The sequence below is a fragment of the Streptomyces sp. NPDC037290 genome (genome assembly GCF_055603245.1).
Genome location: NZ_JBVJVZ010000005.1, coordinates 178372 through 196538, shown reverse-complemented (window position 1 = coordinate 196538; position 18167 = coordinate 178372). Strand labels below are relative to the sequence as shown.

General features: G+C 72.1%; 16 protein-coding genes. 8 read left to right on the top strand and 8 right to left on the bottom strand.

Features of this window, described 5'->3' with window-relative positions:
• Positions 1-113 precede the first annotated feature (113 nt).
• A complete protein-coding gene (locus ACZ7HQ_RS19540) occupies positions 114-551 on the bottom strand; it encodes a MarR family winged helix-turn-helix transcriptional regulator (protein WP_351029110.1) in 438 nt (145 codons plus the stop codon).
• Positions 552-705: 154 nt separating this feature from the next.
• On the opposite strand from ACZ7HQ_RS19540, the gene ACZ7HQ_RS19535 reads away from it, so the two are divergent.
• Entirely contained in the window at positions 706-888 is a 183-nt protein-coding gene (locus tag ACZ7HQ_RS19535) for a ribbon-helix-helix protein, CopG family (protein ID WP_388804153.1), read from the top strand.
• 16 nt (positions 889-904) lie between these two features.
• Here ACZ7HQ_RS19535 and ACZ7HQ_RS19530 read toward each other — a convergent pair whose 3' ends face one another.
• Positions 905-2356 (bottom strand): NCS2 family permease, encoded by a 1452-nt coding sequence (locus ACZ7HQ_RS19530; protein ID WP_470991090.1) that lies wholly within the window; start codon positions 2354-2356, stop codon positions 905-907.
• A gap of 161 nt (positions 2357-2517) precedes the next feature.
• Between ACZ7HQ_RS19530 and ACZ7HQ_RS19525 the strand changes: the two genes are divergently transcribed.
• Positions 2518-2784, top strand: a complete 267-nt coding sequence (locus tag ACZ7HQ_RS19525; RefSeq protein WP_470991088.1) for a DUF2530 domain-containing protein — start codon at positions 2518-2520, stop codon at positions 2782-2784.
• An 82-nt stretch (positions 2785-2866) separates the two neighbouring features.
• Positions 2867-5263, top strand: a complete 2397-nt coding sequence (locus ACZ7HQ_RS19520; RefSeq protein WP_470991086.1) for a cation-translocating P-type ATPase — start codon at positions 2867-2869, stop codon at positions 5261-5263.
• Positions 5264-5429: 166 nt separating this feature from the next.
• Here ACZ7HQ_RS19520 and ACZ7HQ_RS19515 read toward each other — a convergent pair whose 3' ends face one another.
• The 4 genes from ACZ7HQ_RS19515 to ACZ7HQ_RS19500 form a co-directional block, all read right to left on the bottom strand.
• Positions 5430-6260 (bottom strand): hypothetical protein, encoded by an 831-nt coding sequence (locus tag ACZ7HQ_RS19515; protein WP_470991084.1) that lies wholly within the window; start codon positions 6258-6260, stop codon positions 5430-5432.
• Between the two features lie 197 nt (positions 6261-6457).
• Positions 6458-7387, bottom strand: coding sequence for a hypothetical protein (locus ACZ7HQ_RS19510; RefSeq protein ID WP_470991082.1), 930 nt, complete (start codon positions 7385-7387; stop codon positions 6458-6460).
• A 139-nt stretch (positions 7388-7526) separates the two neighbouring features.
• Entirely contained in the window at positions 7527-10664 is a 3138-nt protein-coding gene (locus ACZ7HQ_RS19505; RefSeq protein ID WP_470991080.1) for a sacsin N-terminal ATP-binding-like domain-containing protein, read from the bottom strand.
• An 85-nt stretch (positions 10665-10749) separates the two neighbouring features.
• Complete coding sequence (locus ACZ7HQ_RS19500) at positions 10750-11757, bottom strand: esterase/lipase family protein (RefSeq protein WP_470991078.1); 1008 nt, start codon at positions 11755-11757, stop codon at positions 10750-10752.
• 259 nt (positions 11758-12016) lie between these two features.
• Between ACZ7HQ_RS19500 and ACZ7HQ_RS19495 the strand changes: the two genes are divergently transcribed.
• On the top strand, positions 12017-12760 hold the full coding sequence (locus ACZ7HQ_RS19495; RefSeq protein ID WP_470991076.1) for a hypothetical protein: 744 nt from the start codon (positions 12017-12019) through the stop codon (positions 12758-12760).
• Positions 12761-12782: 22 nt separating this feature from the next.
• Here ACZ7HQ_RS19495 and ACZ7HQ_RS19490 read toward each other — a convergent pair whose 3' ends face one another.
• Positions 12783-13709, bottom strand: a complete 927-nt coding sequence (locus ACZ7HQ_RS19490; RefSeq protein ID WP_470991074.1) for a DUF3027 domain-containing protein — start codon at positions 13707-13709, stop codon at positions 12783-12785.
• A gap of 334 nt (positions 13710-14043) precedes the next feature.
• Here ACZ7HQ_RS19490 and ACZ7HQ_RS19485 point away from each other — a divergent pair, with 334 nt between their 5' ends.
• From ACZ7HQ_RS19485 to ACZ7HQ_RS19470, 4 genes are all read left to right on the top strand, one after another.
• On the top strand, positions 14044-15450 hold the full coding sequence (locus ACZ7HQ_RS19485; protein WP_470991072.1) for an MFS transporter: 1407 nt from the start codon (positions 14044-14046) through the stop codon (positions 15448-15450).
• Positions 15451-15581: 131 nt separating this feature from the next.
• Positions 15582-16079, top strand: coding sequence for a DUF2771 domain-containing protein (locus ACZ7HQ_RS19480; protein ID WP_470991070.1), 498 nt, complete (start codon positions 15582-15584; stop codon positions 16077-16079).
• On the top strand, positions 16052-16807 hold the full coding sequence (locus tag ACZ7HQ_RS19475; protein WP_470991068.1) for a futalosine hydrolase: 756 nt from the start codon (positions 16052-16054) through the stop codon (positions 16805-16807). The genes ACZ7HQ_RS19480 and ACZ7HQ_RS19475 overlap by 28 nt, the downstream gene beginning before the upstream one ends.
• Positions 16797-17648, top strand: a complete 852-nt coding sequence (locus ACZ7HQ_RS19470) for a 1,4-dihydroxy-6-naphthoate synthase (protein ID WP_470991066.1) — start codon at positions 16797-16799, stop codon at positions 17646-17648. Before ACZ7HQ_RS19475 ends, ACZ7HQ_RS19470 begins: the two co-directional genes overlap by 11 nt.
• A gap of 12 nt (positions 17649-17660) precedes the next feature.
• Here ACZ7HQ_RS19470 and ACZ7HQ_RS19465 read toward each other — a convergent pair whose 3' ends face one another.
• Positions 17661-18044 (bottom strand): cold-shock protein, encoded by a 384-nt coding sequence (locus ACZ7HQ_RS19465; protein WP_470991064.1) that lies wholly within the window; start codon positions 18042-18044, stop codon positions 17661-17663.
• Between the last annotated feature and the right edge of the window lie 123 nt (positions 18045-18167).

Below are 18167 nucleotides of genomic sequence, written 5' to 3'. Positions count from 1 at the left end.
GCAACCCATACCATCCTAACCCCCCCTCCCCGCCCCCCCCCCCCCTCCCCCCCCCCCCCCCCCCCCCCCCCCCCCCCCCCCCGCGCCCTACGGCTCACTCCTCAGGCAGCGGTTTACAGGTGTGCGAGCTTCTCCAGCACGGGGGCGGCGGCGCGCAGGGCGGCCCACTCGTCCTCGTCGAGGCCCTCGACCAGGCCGGCCAGGAAGGCGTTGCGCTTGCGGCGGCTCTCCTCGAGCATCGCCTCGGCCTGCTCGGTCTGGGTGACGACCTTCTGGCGCCGGTCCTCGGGGTGCGGCTCCAGCCGGACCAGTCCCTTGGCCTCGAGCAGCGCGACGATGCGGGTCATCGACGGCGGCTGGACGTGCTCCTTGCGGGCCAGCTCGCCCGGTGTGGCCGAGCCGCAGCGGGAGAGGGTGCCGAGCACCGACATCTCGGTGGGGCTCAGCGACTCGTCGACCCGCTGGTGCTTGAGCCGACGGGACAACCGCATGACAGCGGAGCGGAGGGAGTTCACGGCGGCTGCGTCGTCGCCATGGGTGAGGTCCGGCATGTTCCTTAGAGTAACTCATTACTCTCGCTAAAGACCACCGCGACACGCCTGATACCCCGTGATGCCCGCCACTGACTCCGACGATCACCCATATGGGTGAGTCGGTTCAGGAAAGTGACGCATCGGACGGCCGGATGTGGCGACCCTCGTAGGCATGGGGACCAGTGTGCTCAGCCTGCGGATGGACCGGGAGCTGCTCGAAAGGCTCCGGCACCATGCGGCGAAAAGAGGAATGAGCGTGCAGGACTATGTGGTCCGCACGCTCATCCGGGACGACTTCGACGAACGGTTCCAGGCCGCCGTCGAGGAGACGGAGAGGTTCTACGGCGTCACCTGACGCCGCACGCCATGGCTCAGGTCAGACCCAGGGCCGGCATCAGGTAGTAGAAGGCGAAGACCGCCGAGACGACGTACATCGCCACCGGGATGTCCCGGAACCGGCCGGCGGCCAGGCGCAGCACCGTGAAGGTGATGAAGCCCATGCCGATGCCGTTGGTGATCGAGTAGGTGAACGGCATCATCAGCATCGTCACGAACGCCGGGATCGCGATGGTGTAGTCCGCCCAGTCGATCTCCTTGATGGAGTTCGACAGGATCAGGAAGCCGACCGCGACCAGTGCCGGGGTGGCCGCCTGGGAGGGGACCATCGTGGCGATCGGGGTGAGGAACAGCGCGACGGCGAACAGGCCGCCCGTGACGACGTTCGCGAGGCCCGTACGGGCTCCCTCGCCGACGCCGGCCGTGGACTCCACGAACGCGGTGGTGGCCGAGGAGGAGCTGGCGCCGCCCGCCGCGACCGCGAGGCCGTCGATGAAGAGCACCTTGTTGATGCCCGGCATGTAGCCCTCGGCGTCGGTCAGCTTGGCCTCGTCACTGACGCCCATGATCGTGCCCATCGCGTCGAAGAAGCACGACAGCAGGACCGTGAAGACGAACAGGACGCCGGTCAGCGCGCCGACCTTGGAGAAGCCGCCGAACAGGCTGACCTGGCCGACCAGGCCGAAGTCGGGGGTGGAGACCGGGTTGCCCGGCCACTTCGGGACCGTCAGGCCCCAGGACGGGACCGTGGTGACCGCGTTGATGATCACCGCGAGCACGGTCATGCCGACGATCGAGATCAGGATCGCGCCCGGCGTCCTGCGGACGATCAGCGCGAAGGTGAGCAGCGCGCCCAGGATGAAGATCAGCACCGGCCAGCCGTGCAGATGGCCGCCCGTGCCGAGCTGGACCGGGACGGTGGTCTGGGCGGCGTCCGGCATACGGGTGATGAAGCCGGAGTCGACCAGGCCGATCAGCATGATGAACAGGCCGATACCGATCGAGATCGCCTTGCGCAGGCCGAACGGCACAGCGTTCATCACGCGCTCGCGCAGGCCCGTGGCGACGAGGAGCATGACCACGATGCCCGCCAGGACGACCATGCCCATGGCGTCCGGCCAGGACATACGGGGCGCCAGCTGGAGGGCGACGACGGAGTTCACCCCGAGGCCGGCGGCCAGCGCGATCGGCACGTTGCCGATGACGCCCATCAGGAGCGTGGTGAACGCGGCCGTGAGCGCGGTCGCCGTCACCAGCTGGCCGTTGTCCAGATGGTGTCCGTACATGTCCTTCGCGCTGCCCAGGATGATCGGGTTCAGCACGATGATGTACGCCATCGCGAAGAAGGTGGCGAAACCGCCACGGATCTCACGGGCGACGGAGCTGCCGCGCTCGGAGATCTTGAAGTAGCGGTCGAGGGCGCCGAAGGCGGGCGCGCCACCCGGCTTCTCGGGGGTGGGTGCCTTGGCGGGTGCCGAGGTGGACATGCGAGACCTCATCTCCGACGGGGTTCCCCCGAGCCGCGTTGGAGTTTCATACGAGCAGAAGTGGTCAGAGACAAACGGTTTCAGTATGAACGTATGACTGCGAGATCGCTATCTCCGCGCGTAGACGAAGCCCGGGGAGGGGCGGCGCTTAAGCTGTGCGCATGGCCAAGTGGACCCCCAAGCACGAGGCGCCGGAGCCCCTGGAGGGGCCCGTGGTCGCCACCATCACCGGCGGCACGATCGTGTGGTTCGTGCTCTTCCTGGTCCAGCTGCCCTTCTACGGCTGGTTCCGGGACCACGGTCATCTGTGGTGGCTGTGGACCTGCCTGGCCGGGGGCGGACTGGGGCTGATCGGCATCTGGTACGTCCGCAGGCGGGACGCCGCGCTGAAGCGGGCGGCGGCCCTGCAGGAGACGCCGGCCGAGTAGATCCGCCGGTCGGCGCGGCCCGCCGGTCCCCGGTTGGCCGGAAAGCGGGCAAGGGGGCAAATCGGCACGTACCGTCGAATGCATGAGCCATATAGACGCGGGAGCCGAACTCGACCCCGTGCACCCCGTGGCCCTGCCGAGGAGCGCCGCGGCGGGGCTGACCGGTGCCGAAGTGGCGGAGCGCGTCCGGCGCGGCCTGGTCAACGACGTGCCCGTGCGCAGCAGCCGGTCGCTCGGGGAGATCGTCCGGGCCAACGTCTCCACCCGGTTCAACGCGATCATCGGCGTGCTCTGGCTGATCACGCTGTTCGTCGCGCCCATCCAGGACAGCCTCTTCGGCTTCGTGATCCTCGCCAACACCGGCATCGGCATCGTCCAGGAGTGGCGGGCCAAGCAGACCCTCGACTCGCTCGCGGTGATCGGGGAGGCCCGGCCGACCGTGCGCCGGGACGGCAGAGCCACCGAGGTCGCCACCGGCGAGATCGTGCTGGACGACCTGATCGAGATCGGGCCCGGTGACAAGGTCGTGGTCGACGGGGTGTGCGCGGAGGCCGACGGGCTGGAGATCGACGAATCGCTGCTCACGGGCGAGGCCGACCCCGTCGTCAAACGCCCCGGCGACCCGGTCATGTCCGGCAGCTTCGTGGTCGCCGGCGGCGGCGCCTTCAAGGCGACCAAGGTGGGCCGCGAGGCCTACGCCGCCCAGCTCGCCGAGGAGGCGTCCCGCTTCACCCTGGTCCACTCCGAGCTGCGCACCGGCATCTCCACGATCCTCAGGTACGTCACCTGGATGATGGTCCCGGCGGCCGTCGGACTCGTCATCACCCAGCTCGTCGTCAAGAGCACCGGCTTCAAGGACTCCGTCGCCCGCACGGTCGGCGGCATCGTCCCGATGGTCCCGGAGGGGCTGGTGCTGCTCACCTCCGTCGCCTTCGCGATCGGCGTCATCCGGCTCGGGCGCCAGCAGTGCCTGGTGCAGGAGCTGCCGGCGATCGAAGGCCTGGCCCGCGTCGACACCGTCTGCCTGGACAAGACGGGCACGCTCACCGAGGGCGGCATGGACGTCACCGAGCTGCGGCCGCTCGACGGCGCCGACGAGGGTTACGTACGCAAGGTGCTCGGCGCGCTCGGCGAGTCGGACCCGCGCCCCAACGCCTCGCTCCAGGCGATCATCGACGCCTACCCGGACAGCGAGGACTGGCGCTGCGTGGAGTCGCTGCCCTTCTCCTCGGCCCGCAAGTACAGCGGGGCCGCGTTCAGCGAGGCCGACGGCGAGACCAGCACCTGGCTGCTCGGCGCCCCGGACGTGCTGCTCGCCGACGGCGCCCCGGCCCTGGCCGACACCGAGCGCCTGAACGAGCGGGGGCTGCGGGTGCTGCTGCTGGCCCGCGCCGCCCGCGACCTGGACGACGCCGAACCGGCCCGGGGCGCCCGCCCCACCGCCCTGGTCGTCCTGGAGCAGCGGCTGCGGCCCGACGCCGCCGACACCCTGCGGTATTTCGCGGACCAGAACGTCCGCGCCAAGGTCATCTCCGGCGACAACGCGGTGTCGGTCGGCGCGGTCGCCGGCAAGCTCGGCCTGGAGGGTACGACGGTGGACGCGCGGCACCTGCCCGCCGACCGGCCCGGCATGGCGGCGGCGTTGGACGGGGGCACGGTCTTCGGTCGGGTCACCCCGCAGCAGAAGCGCGAGATGGTGGGCGCGCTCCAGTCGGACGGGCACACGGTGGCGATGACCGGCGACGGGGTGAACGACGTGCTCGCCCTGAAGGACGCCGACATCGGGGTCGCCATGGGCTCCGGCTCGGAGGCGACGCGGGCCGTGGCGCAGATCGTGCTGCTGGACAACAGCTTCGCGAGCCTGCCGTCGGTGGTGGGCGAGGGCCGCCGGGTGATCGGCAACATCACGCGCGTGGCGACGCTGTTCCTGGTGAAGACCGTCTACTCGGTGCTGCTGGCGGTCCTGGTGGTGTGCTGGCAGGTGGAGTATCCGTTCCTGCCCCGGCATCTGACCCTGCTCTCCACCCTCACCATCGGCGTCCCGGCGTTCTTCCTGGCCCTGGCGCCCAACAAGGAGCGGGCGAAACCGCATTTCGTCCGCCGGGTGATGCGGTACTCCATCCCGGGCGGGGTGCTGGCCGGGGCGGCGACCTTCCTCACGTACCTGATGGCGCGGCATCACTACACCGGACCGGGCCAGCTGGACGCGGAGACCAGCGCCGCCACACTGACCCTCTTCCTGGTCTCCATGTGGATCCTGGCGATCGTCGCCCGCCCCTACACCTGGTGGCGGGTGACCCTGGTCGCCGCGATGGGCGTCGCGTTCCTGCTGGTCCTGGCCGTCCCGACGCTGCAGCGCTTCTTCGCGCTGAAGCTGGTCGGCCTGGAGATGCCATGGACTGCCGTCGGGATCGCGGTGGTGGCTTCGGCGGCCCTGGAATGGCTGTGGAGATGGGTCGCCCGCCGGTTTCCCGACTGACGGCCGCTGCGGAGATCGAGTTCCTGTCCCAGGCGTTCGGGGCCAGGGAACGCGGCGCCCGGGCGCACCGTGACCGGGCCGGGGTCCGAAGCCGGCGTGTGCCGGTGGGGAACCGCGGGACCGTTGGGGTGGTCGCGCGGTTCCCCGTGCCCCTCGGGGCGTTACGTCACTTCACGCCGACGTAGACACCCGTGGCGCTGACCGCCGGGGTCGTGGAGGTACCGGCGAAGCTGTAGCGCCAGTAGCCGCTGTAGTTGGCGGTGGCCGTGGTCTTCAGGTTGCCGTACGAGTCCGTGGTGACCGTCTTGACCGTGGTGTACGTGCTGGTGCCCGCCTTGCGGAACTGGAGCTGGACCGGCTGGCCGGTGTAGCCGTGGTACTGGTGGTCCTCCCAGTTGGCGCGGGACAGCTTGCCCGAGACCGTGAACGTCTTGCCCTTGTAGACGGACGTCGAGCTGACGGTGGTCGTCAGCTTGGAGTAGCGCTGGACCAGGGTGCTGCCGAGGCCGCTCTGGTCCTTGTAGCCGACCTTGCTCATGTCGGGGTTCTGCTGGTCCTGGCCGTTGAAGGCGACGGCCTCGGCGGCCACGCTCCAGCTGCCGGCCAGGGCGTTCTTCAGGTCGCCGTCGGCCGGGTAGATGTTGACGGACCCCGTGCAGGCGGCCGTCGTCGAGGAGGTGGCGGTGCAGGTCGCCGGGTTGTCGCCGTACAGCTCGGGGGCGGTGTCGCTGTAGGTGCCGTGGTAGAGGAAGGCGTCCGTGAAGAAGTCCTTCGCGGTGATGTCCACGTCGGCGCCGTGCGTCAGCGTGTACGAGTACGAGACGCTGACCTCGTTGGTGGTGCCCACCTTGATCGCCTTGGCGATCGAGACGTTGGAGAAGCTCGCGTTCAGCGTGTACGGCGTGCCCGAGTCGGTGACGGCCTGCGCGGCCGGGACTGCGAGGGCGGTGAGGGCCAGGGCGCCGGAGACGGCGGCCACGGTGGCACGAATGCGCATGTGCGTTCCCCTGGAGGGAGGAGTGATCGTGGAGTCGGTTGACTCAAGCGATCAGATCCGTGACCCCTGCGGCGGGTTGTACGGCAGCAGCGATTCCCGGCCAGATTTTGGGGCTGCATTGCCAGTCCATGACACAAGTGAGAGGAAACGTTCCGGCCACCGGAGGCGCAAGGCGTCCGGGGCCGGAACACCCGCCCTTACTGCACGTCGACGAAGTCACCCGTGGCGTTGACCGCCGGGGTGGTCGGGGTGCCCGCGAAGGAGTAGCGGTAGTAGCCGTCGACCGACGCGGTGGTCGTGGTCTTCAGGTTGCCCGTGGAGTCCGTCGTGACGGTCTTCAGCGTGGTGTAGGTGCTGGAGCCCTTCTTGCGGAACTGCAGCTTCACCGGCTGGCCGGTGTAGCCGTGGTACTGGTTGTCCTCCCAGTTGGCCCGGGAGAGCTTGCCGGTGACCGTGATGGTCCGGCCCTTCGCCACCGGCTCGGGCGAGGCGTTGACCGTCAGCTTGGAGTAGCGCTGGACCAGCGTGGTGCCGAGACCGCCCTGGTCGGCGTAACCGACCTTGGTGATGTCGAAGTCGGCGCTGGACGGGTCCTGGCCGTTGTACGCGATGGCGAGGGCCGCACCGTGCCACGTGCCCGAGTCAGTGTTCACGAGCTCGCCGTCGGCCGGGTAGACGTCGATGTCGCCCTTGCAGCTGGCGGTGGTCGACGAGGTGGCCGTGCAGGTGGCCGGGTAGTCGCCGAACAGCATGTTGTCCGGCGTGTCGTACGAGCCCTTGTAGATGTAGGGCCCGGTGAGGAAGTCGTCGGCGGTGATGTCGACGTCGGCGCCGTGGGTCAGCGTGTAGGTGACCGTGGTGGCGACGTGGTTGGTCGTTCCGACCTTGACCGCACCGGCGATCTTGAAGTTGGAGAAGGTGACGTCCATCGCGTACGGCGCGCCGCTGTCGTCCGAGGCGGCGAACGCGGTCTTGCCCGAGGAGGCGGCCTGGGCGGCCTCCCGGATCTTCAGGATGTCGGCCTTGGAGGGCGACACGGAGCCGTCGGCGGCCTGGGCGGCCGGCACGGCGAAGGCGGAGAGGGCCAGGGCGCCGGAGACGGCGGCCACGGTGGCTCGAATGCGCATGCGTTCCCCTGTGTGGAGACTGATGTTTCCAGTGGTCAGACTCGGCACCCAGGGGAACGGTTGTACGGAAGTTGAAAGTTGTGTAACAGATTTCTGGAGGCTGGAACCAGACGCTGCCCGGCGGTGTCGCCGGGCGTCGTCAGTCGAACCAGCGGTCCCTGGCCAGCTCCTCCGTCCGGGACGGGTCCTCCAGCAGGGCCGCCACCTCGAAGCGCCGCGGCCACTGCCCCGCCGCCCAGGCCAGGCCCGCCGCGACGCCCTCCAGCGTGGCCGCGTGCAGCACCCCGTCGTCGGTGAGCCGCCAGTCGATCTCCACCCCGTCCACGACCAGCTCCTCGTGCTCGACGTACGTCTGCGGCGTACGCGCCCCGAGCAGTACCCGCACCGGCTCCGGCACCGCGTGCTCGGTCCCCTCGGAGTGCACCTCGCCGGTGACGGACTCGCTCAGCCGGCGCACCTGGAACAGCTCCGCCAGCTCGGCGGCCCGGGCCGGGCGGACGGGCAGCAGCGGCACCGAGGAGGTGAAGGGCAGCAGGTCGGGCGAGTCGACCACGACGGCATCGGCGGCGTCCACGACCTCCACCCGCCCGTCGACCACGGCCCGCAGCTCGTCCGGCAGGGTCACCTGCTCCGGATCCAGCTCCGCCAGCGCCCCGTACAGCCCGTGCAGTTGACCCGGGGTGACCGGCCGCTCCGGGTCGGCCAGCCGGTCCAGCAGCTCGGCGGCGCCGCCGGGCTCGTCCAGCAGGGCCGCCACCGAGGTCCGCACGCCCAGCGCCCGCAGCACCTGCTCGTCCTCGAACCCGGTGGCGTCGGCCTCGTCGTACAGGCCGCGCAGCAGCGGGTCCCCGCCCGCCGCGAGCAGACCGGCGGGCCGGCGGCCGTCCAGGACCGGATGCCCGCGCAGCCACCACGCGGTGTACGGCCGTACGGTGTCGTGCGTGCCGTCGTGCAGCAGGATCCGGACCGGCTGGGTGAGGGCGTCCCGCAGGGGCGGCTGGGCGAGCAGCGCGAGCACCTGCGGCCAGTGCTCGTCGTCCACCAGGTCCAGATCGCGCACGGCGACCAGCTCGGTGGCGACCGGCGGCACCGGGCTGTCCGGGAAGCGGTCGAGGATGTCCTCGCACCACACGTCGACGGCGTCCAGCAGCCCCGCGTCGTCGGGTTCGGCGAAGTCGCCCTCGCGGGGCTCCAGCTCGTCCGGGTCGAGGACCACGTCGGCGGCGCGGACCAGCGCGAAGTTCGCGAGCACCCCGCAGGCGGTGAGCGGCTGTTCGCCCCACTTCTCGGCCAGGTCGTGGTCCACGGCCGGCAGTTCTCCCTCGCGGATCACCCGGGCGAACGGACTGCCGGGGAGGACGAGTTCACCGGCGGGGGCGAGCTCCCCGTCCTCGTCGGGCAGGGCCAGCGCCCCCAGCCAGGGTTCGTCACCGGGCTCCAGACCCGCGTCCCGGACCAGGGAGAGCACGGTGTCGGCGAGCTCCTCGGCATCCGGAGCGTCCTCTTCCCAGCCCCCGATGCCGCCCTCCTCGTCCAGCGAGGCGGCGACGGCGGCCCGCACCTGCGGGGTGGTCAGCACCGCGCGCGCGGTGGCGGGCAGCGCGCCCAGCTTCTCCAGCAGCGGGTGCACCGCGTCCTCGTGCGCGACCTTCAGCCCGAGCCGCCCGAGGACGTCCGCGTCGATCCGGGCGCCGTCCGGGGTGGGCAGCAGCACCTGCCGGGGCCCGATGGTGGTCCGCCGGTCGGCCAGCGGGACGGGAAGGCCGGACAGCCGGTCCGGGTCGACCCCGGCGAGGCTGTCGTAGAGCCGCCACCACCAGCCGGGGTCCTTCTCCAGCCCGGCGAGCCGGTCGACGGCGTCGGCGAGCGGCAGTCGCGCGACGCCGAGGGTGCGCAGCTCGACCCGCCGTTCGAGACCGGCGGGCAGCAGCGTGGGCAGCACCTCGGCGAGCACCCGCACGGTGTCCGCCCCGGCGCCTTCCACGATCTCCGCGTCACGGGGCCGCAGCACCTCCGGAAGCTCGTCGCCCTCCTCCTGCACCCGCACGGCGACCGGCAGGAAAGCGGTGCGCGGCAGCCGTTCCAGGACCGCCTGCCGCAGCGCCCCGTCCAGCTCGCCCCTGCCGAGCGGCCCGGGCACGAGGTCGATGATCCCCTCCGTCACCGGCCGCCAGCCCGCGAGCAGTTCGGCGTAGACGTCGGCCGCGCGCTGCACCAGGAAGTCGGTGAGCGGACCGGGCGCGGTGTGCCGGCGGGTGGTGTCGAGGGGGAAGGAGGCGATGAGGAGGGCGGGGACACCGAGGGGTTCGTCGCTCGGCGTGGGCGCGTGCACGACGGGGGTGGTACGGGGGCGTACCGGACGGCCCTCCGCGTCCTCGGGTACGGCCCAGGTCACCGACCAGCGGGGCCGCAGCCGCTCCTCCACCGGCCGGTCGGCGAGCAGGTCGGGGGTGAGCGGCCCGTGGGCGGAAGCGGTACGCCACCGCGTGGTGCCCTCCCGCGAGTCCTCCACGACGGTGACGGCTCCCTCGGTGCGCCGGCGCAGGACGCGCGGCGCCGCGTCACCGACCTCCACGACGACCTCCTGAAGGCCCGGCAGGGCGAGGAGCAGCGCGTCGTCGACGGCGTTCAGCAGCCGCTCGGCGAGATCGGCGGCGGCCGTGTCCCGCAGGGGCAGGATCACGGCGGTGTCGTACGGCTCCGGGGCGGTGCCCTCGGCGGCGAACGGCAGCCGCAGCAGCGGTACGTGTCCGTCCCTGCGCCGGACCTCGTCGCCGAGTCCGGGACTGTGCCGGGCGGTGTCGGCGGCCAGCTCCCGCGCCTCGGCCAGCGACCAGCGCACCCCGCCGTGCCGGCCCACGATCGCCGGTTCGTCGGTCACCGCGAGCACGGCGGCGAACCCGACCCCGAACCGGCCGACCGCGCCGTGCGTGAGCTCGGCGTCCCGCTTGGCGGAGGCCCGCAGCGTGGACAGCGACTCGACGCCGGTCGCGTCCAGCGGGGCACCGGAGTTGGCGGCGACGAGCACCCCGTCCCGGAGCGTGAGCCGGAGCCTGCCGGGGGTGTGCGCACGGGCGGCTGCGTCGGCGGCGTTCTGCGCCAGCTCGACCACGAGCCGGTCCCGGTAGCCGCCGAGGACCAGGTCCTCCTCGGCGTTGGCGTCCTCGCGGAACCGGGCGGGGCTGGTGGCCCAGGCATCGAGAACACCACGGCGCAGCCGGGCCGTCCCGAACGGATCGGCCCCCTCGGCCGCCGGCCGCACGTACTTGCTGCTCACGTTCCCACTCTCCTCGTCGACGTGAGGACGAAGGTACAGCGCGGGCGAGCGGCCGGGTGCCGGGCGGCCGGGCGGCGGACCCGTCTCAGCCGCCGAGTACGGGCAGGGAGAGACCGCAGTCGACGGGCTGGGCGTGGGCGGGGTCGAGGGCGTTGCGCACGAGCTGGGCGGCGTTGGCGTCGTACGCGATCGACAGGTGTTCGGAGACGTCCGCGTGGCAGATGTCCTGGATCGTGATGTTCTTGACGGTCGCGCCCGGTCCCGCGGTCAGGAACTGATGCGTGTAGGGGGTCACGACCTCGTCGTACCTGGTGGCGATGACGGTGTAGTCGACCCCCGGCCGGGTGTCGCCGCCGTGGTCCAGCGTCGTGTTCACCTCGGAGCCGGCCATCTGGTCCGCGTACGCCTGGCCGGCGACGAGGGACACGGTCGGGTTGAGACCCAGCTTCGTGGTCAGGGTGCCGAGGCCGGAGGCGGTCGTGCCGTGGTTGGACGGCGCCAGGCCGACGAGGCTGTGCACCTTGTCCCGCTCCGGATGCGCGGGGTCCGTGCCGCCGTCGAACCGCAGGTACCAGCGGGGCGTCACGCCGCCGCCCTGGGAATGACCGACGAGGTCGACCTGGCGGGCACCGGTGGCCTTCAGCACGCGGTCGACGTACGCGGCGATCTGCTGGGCGGAGTCCGGGACGTGCGCGGTGGCCTTGACCGGGTTGCCGGGTGCGCCGCCGTAGTTGACGGCGAAGACGCAGTAGCCCAGCTGCTTCAGGTACGGGGACATCAGGCCCCAGTCGTCGTAGGCGTTCGCGAAGGTCCCGTGCACCAGGACGACCGGGCGCGGGTGCTCACGCGGGGGCTTGCAGTTCCAGTCGTCCGCCCCGGGCGGCGGCGCTTCCGGGCGGACGAGACCGCCGATCGCCGCCAGCGGGAAGTCGAGGATCCGCCCCCGTGGTGGCGGCGGAGCGGGTGTGCCGGACGCGGCCGCCGTGTCCTGGAGACCCACGGCCAGTGAGAGGGCCGCGAGCCCCGCCCCGGCCGCGGCCCACGTGGTGCGCCACCGGCTCGGCCGCTTCCGCGAGACATTCCGATCCGTCATGGGGCCACTCCTCGCCTCGGGGCCGGCCGAGCGCCGACGCGGCGATGATCGAGGGGCGGGGTCCCCGCGGGGCTGAACGGCCGCGCGCCGCACCCCTTACGGAGCAGCCGGTTTCATCCGTCCGGCCCGTAACCGGACAGCAGTTCGGCAGGCCGGCACGGCTCCCGGAGGCGGCCGTGCGGACGGTGAGTACGCGTACTCATGCGGCCCGATGCCCCCGCGGTGCACGGTGTGACGGACACCGAAGGGGGAGACAGCGGTGAGCCGACGACGCTGTGGCAGAACCATCCTGGGCACCGCGTGCACCGTGGGACTGCTGGCGACGGCCGCGTGTTCGCAAGGCGGCGCCACCAGCCCGAAGACCGTGCGCGAACTCGCCGGCGGCGCCGAGGCGGTCAAGGCCCGCACCCGGACCGAGCAGGAGCTGCGCAGGACCATCGCCTACTGGGACGCCCACACCTCCCTGACGCTCGGCCTCCTCGACGTGGAGGACACGTGCACGGGCGGGAAGGCGAAGGAGCTGTTCTTCCAGGACGGCGACGACCGGTACAGGATCCGCTGCACGATGTCCGTCACCGCCTACTTCGGGGCCGACCCGCACCGGGTGGCGGACACGATCGACGGCATCCTCACCGCTGGCGACCCGGCCGGCTCCGCGGTCCCCTTCGGCCACGACTTCGGCTACGCGACCAAGGTCGTCTCCTACTACCGGGGCAGGGCGGGCGACCCGCAGGGCCCGGGGACCGGTGAACCGCGGGAACTGTTCGGTGCGGGCACGGCCACGCTCGACTGGGACCAGGTACGCCAGAGCGGAAGGCGCCGGCTGGTCGAGGGACCGCCGGCGTGCTCCCCCGGCGGTCCACCCGTCCGGCGGTGCCTGCGCGAGCCCGCCTCCACCAGCGTCGCGGACCTGCGCCGCAGGTACGGCATGGTGTTCGAGCTCGGCCTTCCCGCACACGACTACTTCACCGTGTACAAGAGCGGGCAGACGGTCAGCGGATGACTCCTCGCGGCGCCGGCGTCGGCTACGAGTGACCCAGTTCCGCCGTCTCCTCGTCGCCCGCCTCCGGGACCGAGCCCGAGTCGCGGGCGGGGCGCAGCGGGAACGGGTCCACCCGGGTCTCGTCGATGACCGGTGGGGCCGGCTGCGGGGGCTTGGGCATGACCGCGGCCTCCGAGTGGCCGCCGCAGCCGTAGGCGAGGGAGACCACACGGCCGTCGGCCGGGGAGAACTCGTTGGCGCAGACGCCGAAGGCCTGGCCGAGGGAGCCGCCGATGGGGTTCAGGAAGCCACAGGTCTGGCAGGTTGCGGGGGCCGCCTGGGCCATCGCGGTCCTCGGGCCGTACGACTCCTCCCAGCGGTCGGCCGCGACATGCAGGCCGTAGCGGGACAGGACCCGGGCGCGGCGCATGCCGATTTCCTCGGCGACGGCGGCGATCGAGCCCCGGGAGGGCGTCGTGGGCTGGGCGGCGGGGGCGCCGGGGGTGACGTCGGCGTCCTCGGCCTCCGCCAGCTCGGCCATCTCGTGGGAGACCACCGAGTTCACCGGCGGCTGCTCGTCGCCGAGGTAGCCGGGCTCCAGGCGCAGGTCGTCCTGGTCGGTGGGGAGCAGGTCGCCGGGGCCGAGGTCGCCGGGGCGCAGCCGCTCGCTCCACGGGACCCACTCGGGGGCGAGCAGGGCGTCGGGGCCGGGGAGGAGGACCACCTCGTCCAGCGTGACGATCTTGGCGCGGGAGGCGCGGGCCACGGTCGCCGCCCAGCGCCAGCCGCGGTAGCCCAGTTCCTTGCACTCGAAGAAGTGCGTGACAACGCGGTCGCCCTCGGAGACGAGGCCGACGTGCTCTCCGACCACGCCGGGTGCGGCGGCCTCCTCGGCGGCGGCGCGGGCGAGGTCGACCGCCTCGGCGCACAGACGGTCGGGGGTGCGGCTTCGCGTGGTCGCTGCGCTCACAGGTATCGCTTCTCTCCTACGCCGTCTCGTCGAGTGCGGCTGCCTGAAGGCGGGCCTGCCGACGGAGCGGACCTGGGGACCGCATCGACGTCATGCATCCGCGCGCTCGGGCGCACCTCTGCCATCCATTCTGCGTTATGGCTGAGATAGGCACGCTACACCGAACAGGATTCGTCGCCGCCACGCGGCAGGATTTCCCCGCCCGGCCACCCCTGACCGCCGGCTTCCCGCCGGCCGGCCGCCGCCGGCCGGCGGCCCGGGAACGCCCGTTGTCAGCGGCAGGCCGGCCGCCCTGCGCGCCGTACCGCACTATCCACCGCATTCTCGGGGCACTATGAAGCACGTGGCGACCGCGGACAGGCGTGGTGTTCGGGGTGGCGGCGCGAGCCGGGTCGGTGGCGCCGTCCGCTCTGTCGGGCGTGCCCTGCACTTCCCGGTCACCGGTGCCGCGCGGGGCATCCGCAAGGCCACGCACGCGCACGGTGCGGGCGAGTCGGGCCTGGGCAAGCTGATCGAGCTGCACGCGGTGAACGGCGCCGGCGACGTCATGGTCACCGTGGCGCTCGCCTCCACGGTGTTCTTCTCCGTGCCGACCGACGAGGCGCGGGGGCGGGTCGCGCTCTACCTGGCCATCACGATGGCGCCCTTCACGGTCCTCGCCCCGGTCATCGGGCCCCTCCTGGACCGGCTGCCGCACGGGCGGCGCGCCGCGATGGCCGGCGCCATGCTCGCCCGGGCCCTGCTCGCGCTGGTCATCTCGGGGGCGGTGGCGAGCGGCAGCCTGGAGCTGTATCCCGCGGCCCTCGGGGTGCTGGTCGCCTCGAAGGCGTACGGGGTGGTGCGCAGCGCGGTCGTACCGCGGCTGCTGCCGCCCCGGTTCTCGCTGGTGAAGGCCAACTCGCGGGTCACCCTCGCCGGGCTGCTGGCCACCGGTGTGGCCGCGCCGGTCGCGGCGGGGCTGCACAGGGCCGGCGACCCCTGGCCGCTCTACGGCGCCTTCGTGATCTTCGTCGGGGGAACGTTCCTGTCGTTCTCGCTGCCGCCCGGGGTGGACTCGGCCAAGGGCGAGGACGTGGCCCTGCTCGCGGCCGACGAGCAGCATCTGCACGGCCCGCAGCGCAGGCGGGAGCAGGTGAAGCGGCCGGGGCTGCGGACGGTGGGCCCCGCCGTCACCCACGCGCTCGGTGCCAACGCCGCCCTGCGCTGTCTGTCCGGCTTCCTGATCTTCTTCCTCGCCTTCCTGCTGCGCGAGCACCCGCTGACCGGCGAGAGCGCCGCGGTCTCGCTCGGGATAGTCGGGGTGGCCGCCGGTGCGGGCAACGCGCTGGGCACGGCCGTCGGGGCCTGGCTGCGGTCACGCGCCCCGGAGGTGATCATCGTGACGGTCGTCGCTGTGGTGCTCGGCACGACCATCGTGGCGGCCCTGTTCTTCGGGGCGTTCCTGGTGGCCTGTGTCGCCGCCGTCGCCGGGTTCGCGCAGGCACTGGCCAAGCTGGCCCTGGACGCGCTGATCCAGCGGGACGTGCCGGAGCTGGTGCGCACCTCGGCGTTCGCCCGCTCCGAGACGCTGCTGCAGACGGCCTGGGTGTTCGGTGGCGCCGTCGGCATCGTGCTGCCGCTCAACGGGACCGTCGGCCTGCTGATCGGCGCGGTGTTCGTCGCCATCGGCTGGCTGAGCACGCTGAAGGGGCTGCTCGCCTCCGCCCGGCACGGCGGCCGGCCCCGGCCGCGGGTGGCCTGACCTGCCGTGCGGCGCCTCCGGGGCACAAACCGGACACGGGTGTCCGGCCCGCAGGACCGGCTGGCGTAACGAACCGGGCACGCCGCACCCCACGTGGGCGGAGGGCTCGGGGCGCCCGATAGCCTTCGGCCATGACCACGCTGCCCCGCGGCGAAGCCGCTGATGTACAACGCGCTGGGCGACGCCGCCGCGCCGTCGCCGTTGCCGGCGCCGTATCCGCCGGACTGCTCGTCCTGTCCGCCTGCGAGAAGCCGACGCCCGTCTCGACCGTCACGGTCGGCAAGGACTCGGTCAACTCCGAGGCCATGTGCTACAACGACGGCAAGGCGCTGGACGCCAAGTCGCTGGCGCAGTGCATCAAGAACGTCGGCAAGGCCGAGTCGATCAAGGTCGATCCGGACCAGACGGTCCGCTTCGGTGTCGACCCGAAGATCGCGGACGCCGGCTGGGTCATCCTCGTGAACGGCCAGCAGTTCACGGACGTCAGCAAGAAGACCTACCGCACCATCCCGGGCAGCGCGTTCTTCAACCAGCAGTACGGCACCCAGGGCGACACCAACACGGTCACGATCCGGATGGGCGCGAAGTCCAACCAGGGCATGTGGTCGTTCAAGCTGAAGAAGGCCTGATCACGGCTTCCGTGGGCGTCGGACGAGTCCTGGTGGCCACCGCCGTCCCCCTCGAGCGGGACGCGGTGGCACGGGCGTTCCCCGGGGCCGTGACCGACGTACGGCTCCCCGGCGCGCTCCTGTGCCGTACCGCCGGCGGCTGGGACCTGCTCGCCGCCGGGGTCGGACCGGCCCTCGCCGCCGCCTCCACGGCCGGCGCCCTGACCGCCGCCGCCCTCGGGGGCGCCCCGTACGACCTGGTCGTCTCGGCCGGGATCGGCGGCGGCTTCCCGCCCGAGGCGCCCGTCGGCTCGCTCGTCGTCGCCGACGCGATCACCGTGGCCGACCTGGGCGCCGAGACCGCCGACGGCTTCCTTCCGGTCACCGAGCTGGGCTTCGGGACCGTCACCCACCGACCGCCGCGGTCCGTCGTACGCGCCGTGGCCGAGGCGACCGGCGCCCGCACCGGCACGGTCCTCACCGTCTCCACCGTCACCGGCACCGCCACCCGCGCCGCCGCCCTGCGCGAGCGGCACCCCGGCGCGCTCGCCGAGGGCATGGAGGGGTTCGGGGTGGCGGAGGCGGCCGCCGCGCACGGTGTGCCGGTGCTGGAGATCCGCGCGGTCTCCAACCCGGTCGGCCCGCGCGACCGCTCCGCCTGGCGCATCGGCGACGCCCTCACCGCGCTCACCGAGGCGTTCGGGAAGCTCGCGCCCGTATTGGAGAGTTGGACACCGTATGACCAGTGAGCCTCTGCAGATCGCGTACTCCCCCTGCCCGAACGACACCTTCGTCTTCGACGCCCTCGCGCACGGCCGCGTCCCCGGCGCCCCCGCGCTGGACGTGACCTTCGCCGACATCGACCTCACCAACGGCATGGCCGAGCGCGGCGAGTTCGACGTGCTGAAGGTGTCGTACGCCGTCCTGCCGTACGTCCTCGGCGACTACGCGCTGCTGCCGTGCGGCGGTGCGCTGGGGCGGGGCTGCGGGCCGCTGGTGCTCACCCGGGAGCCGGACGTCGATCTGGCGGGCGGCACCGTCGCGGTCCCGAGCGAGAAGTCGACCGCCTACCTCCTCTTCCGCCTCTGGGCGGCGGACACCCTGCCCGGCGGCGCGGTCGGCGAGATCGTCGTCATGCCGTTCCACGAGATCATGCCGGCCGTGCGGGACGGCAAGGTGGACGCCGGTCTGGTCATCCACGAGGCCCGGTTCACCTACCGGAACTACGGGCTGCACAAGCTCGCCGACATGGGCGAGCACTGGGAGCGGACCACCGGGCTGCCGATCCCGCTCGGCGCGATCATCGCCAAGCGCTCGCTGGGCGCGGACACCCTGATCCGGCTCGCCGACTCCGTCCGCGCCTCCGTACGGGCCGCCTGGGACGACCCCGAGGCGTCGCGGCCGTACGTCATGGCCCACGCCCAGGAGATGGACCCGGCCGTGGCGGACCAGCACATCGGCCTGTACGTGAACGAGTTCACCGCCGGCCTCGGGGAGGACGGCTACGCCGCGATCCGCGGCCTGCTCACACGCGCGGCGGCCGAGGGGCTCGTACCGCCCCTCGGCCCGGATGCGCTCGCGTTCCCCTGACGGGTCCTGTCGCTACACGTCCAGCTGGTCGGCGACCGCCCGCAGCAGACCGGCGATCTTCTTGCCGGCCGCCTTGTCCGGGTAGCGGCCCTTCTCGAGCATCGGCGTGATGTTCTCGAGGAGGGTCGTCAGGTCCTGCACGATCGAGGCCAGCTCGTCGGGCTTCTTGCGCTGGGCGGCGGCGACCGACGGCGCCGGCTCCAGCACGGTCACCGACAGCGCCTGGTCACCGCGCTGACCGGCGACGACGCCGAACTCCACGCGCTGTCCCGGCTTGAGTGCATCGACTCCGGCGGGGAGAACCGAGGAATGGACGAAGACGTCACCGCCGTCGTCGCGGGAGAGAAAGCCGAAGCCCTTCTCGCTGTTGAACCATTTGACACGCCCGGTCGGCACCGTCTGTCCTCGTCCTCGTACTAGTCGGGGGAACTGCTACTGCTCACTGCTGCGAAAGTGCTCTTGATAGCAGTAGAGCGGGTCGCCCATGACCCGCCGCTACCAAGGCTAATGGTCTCGGGG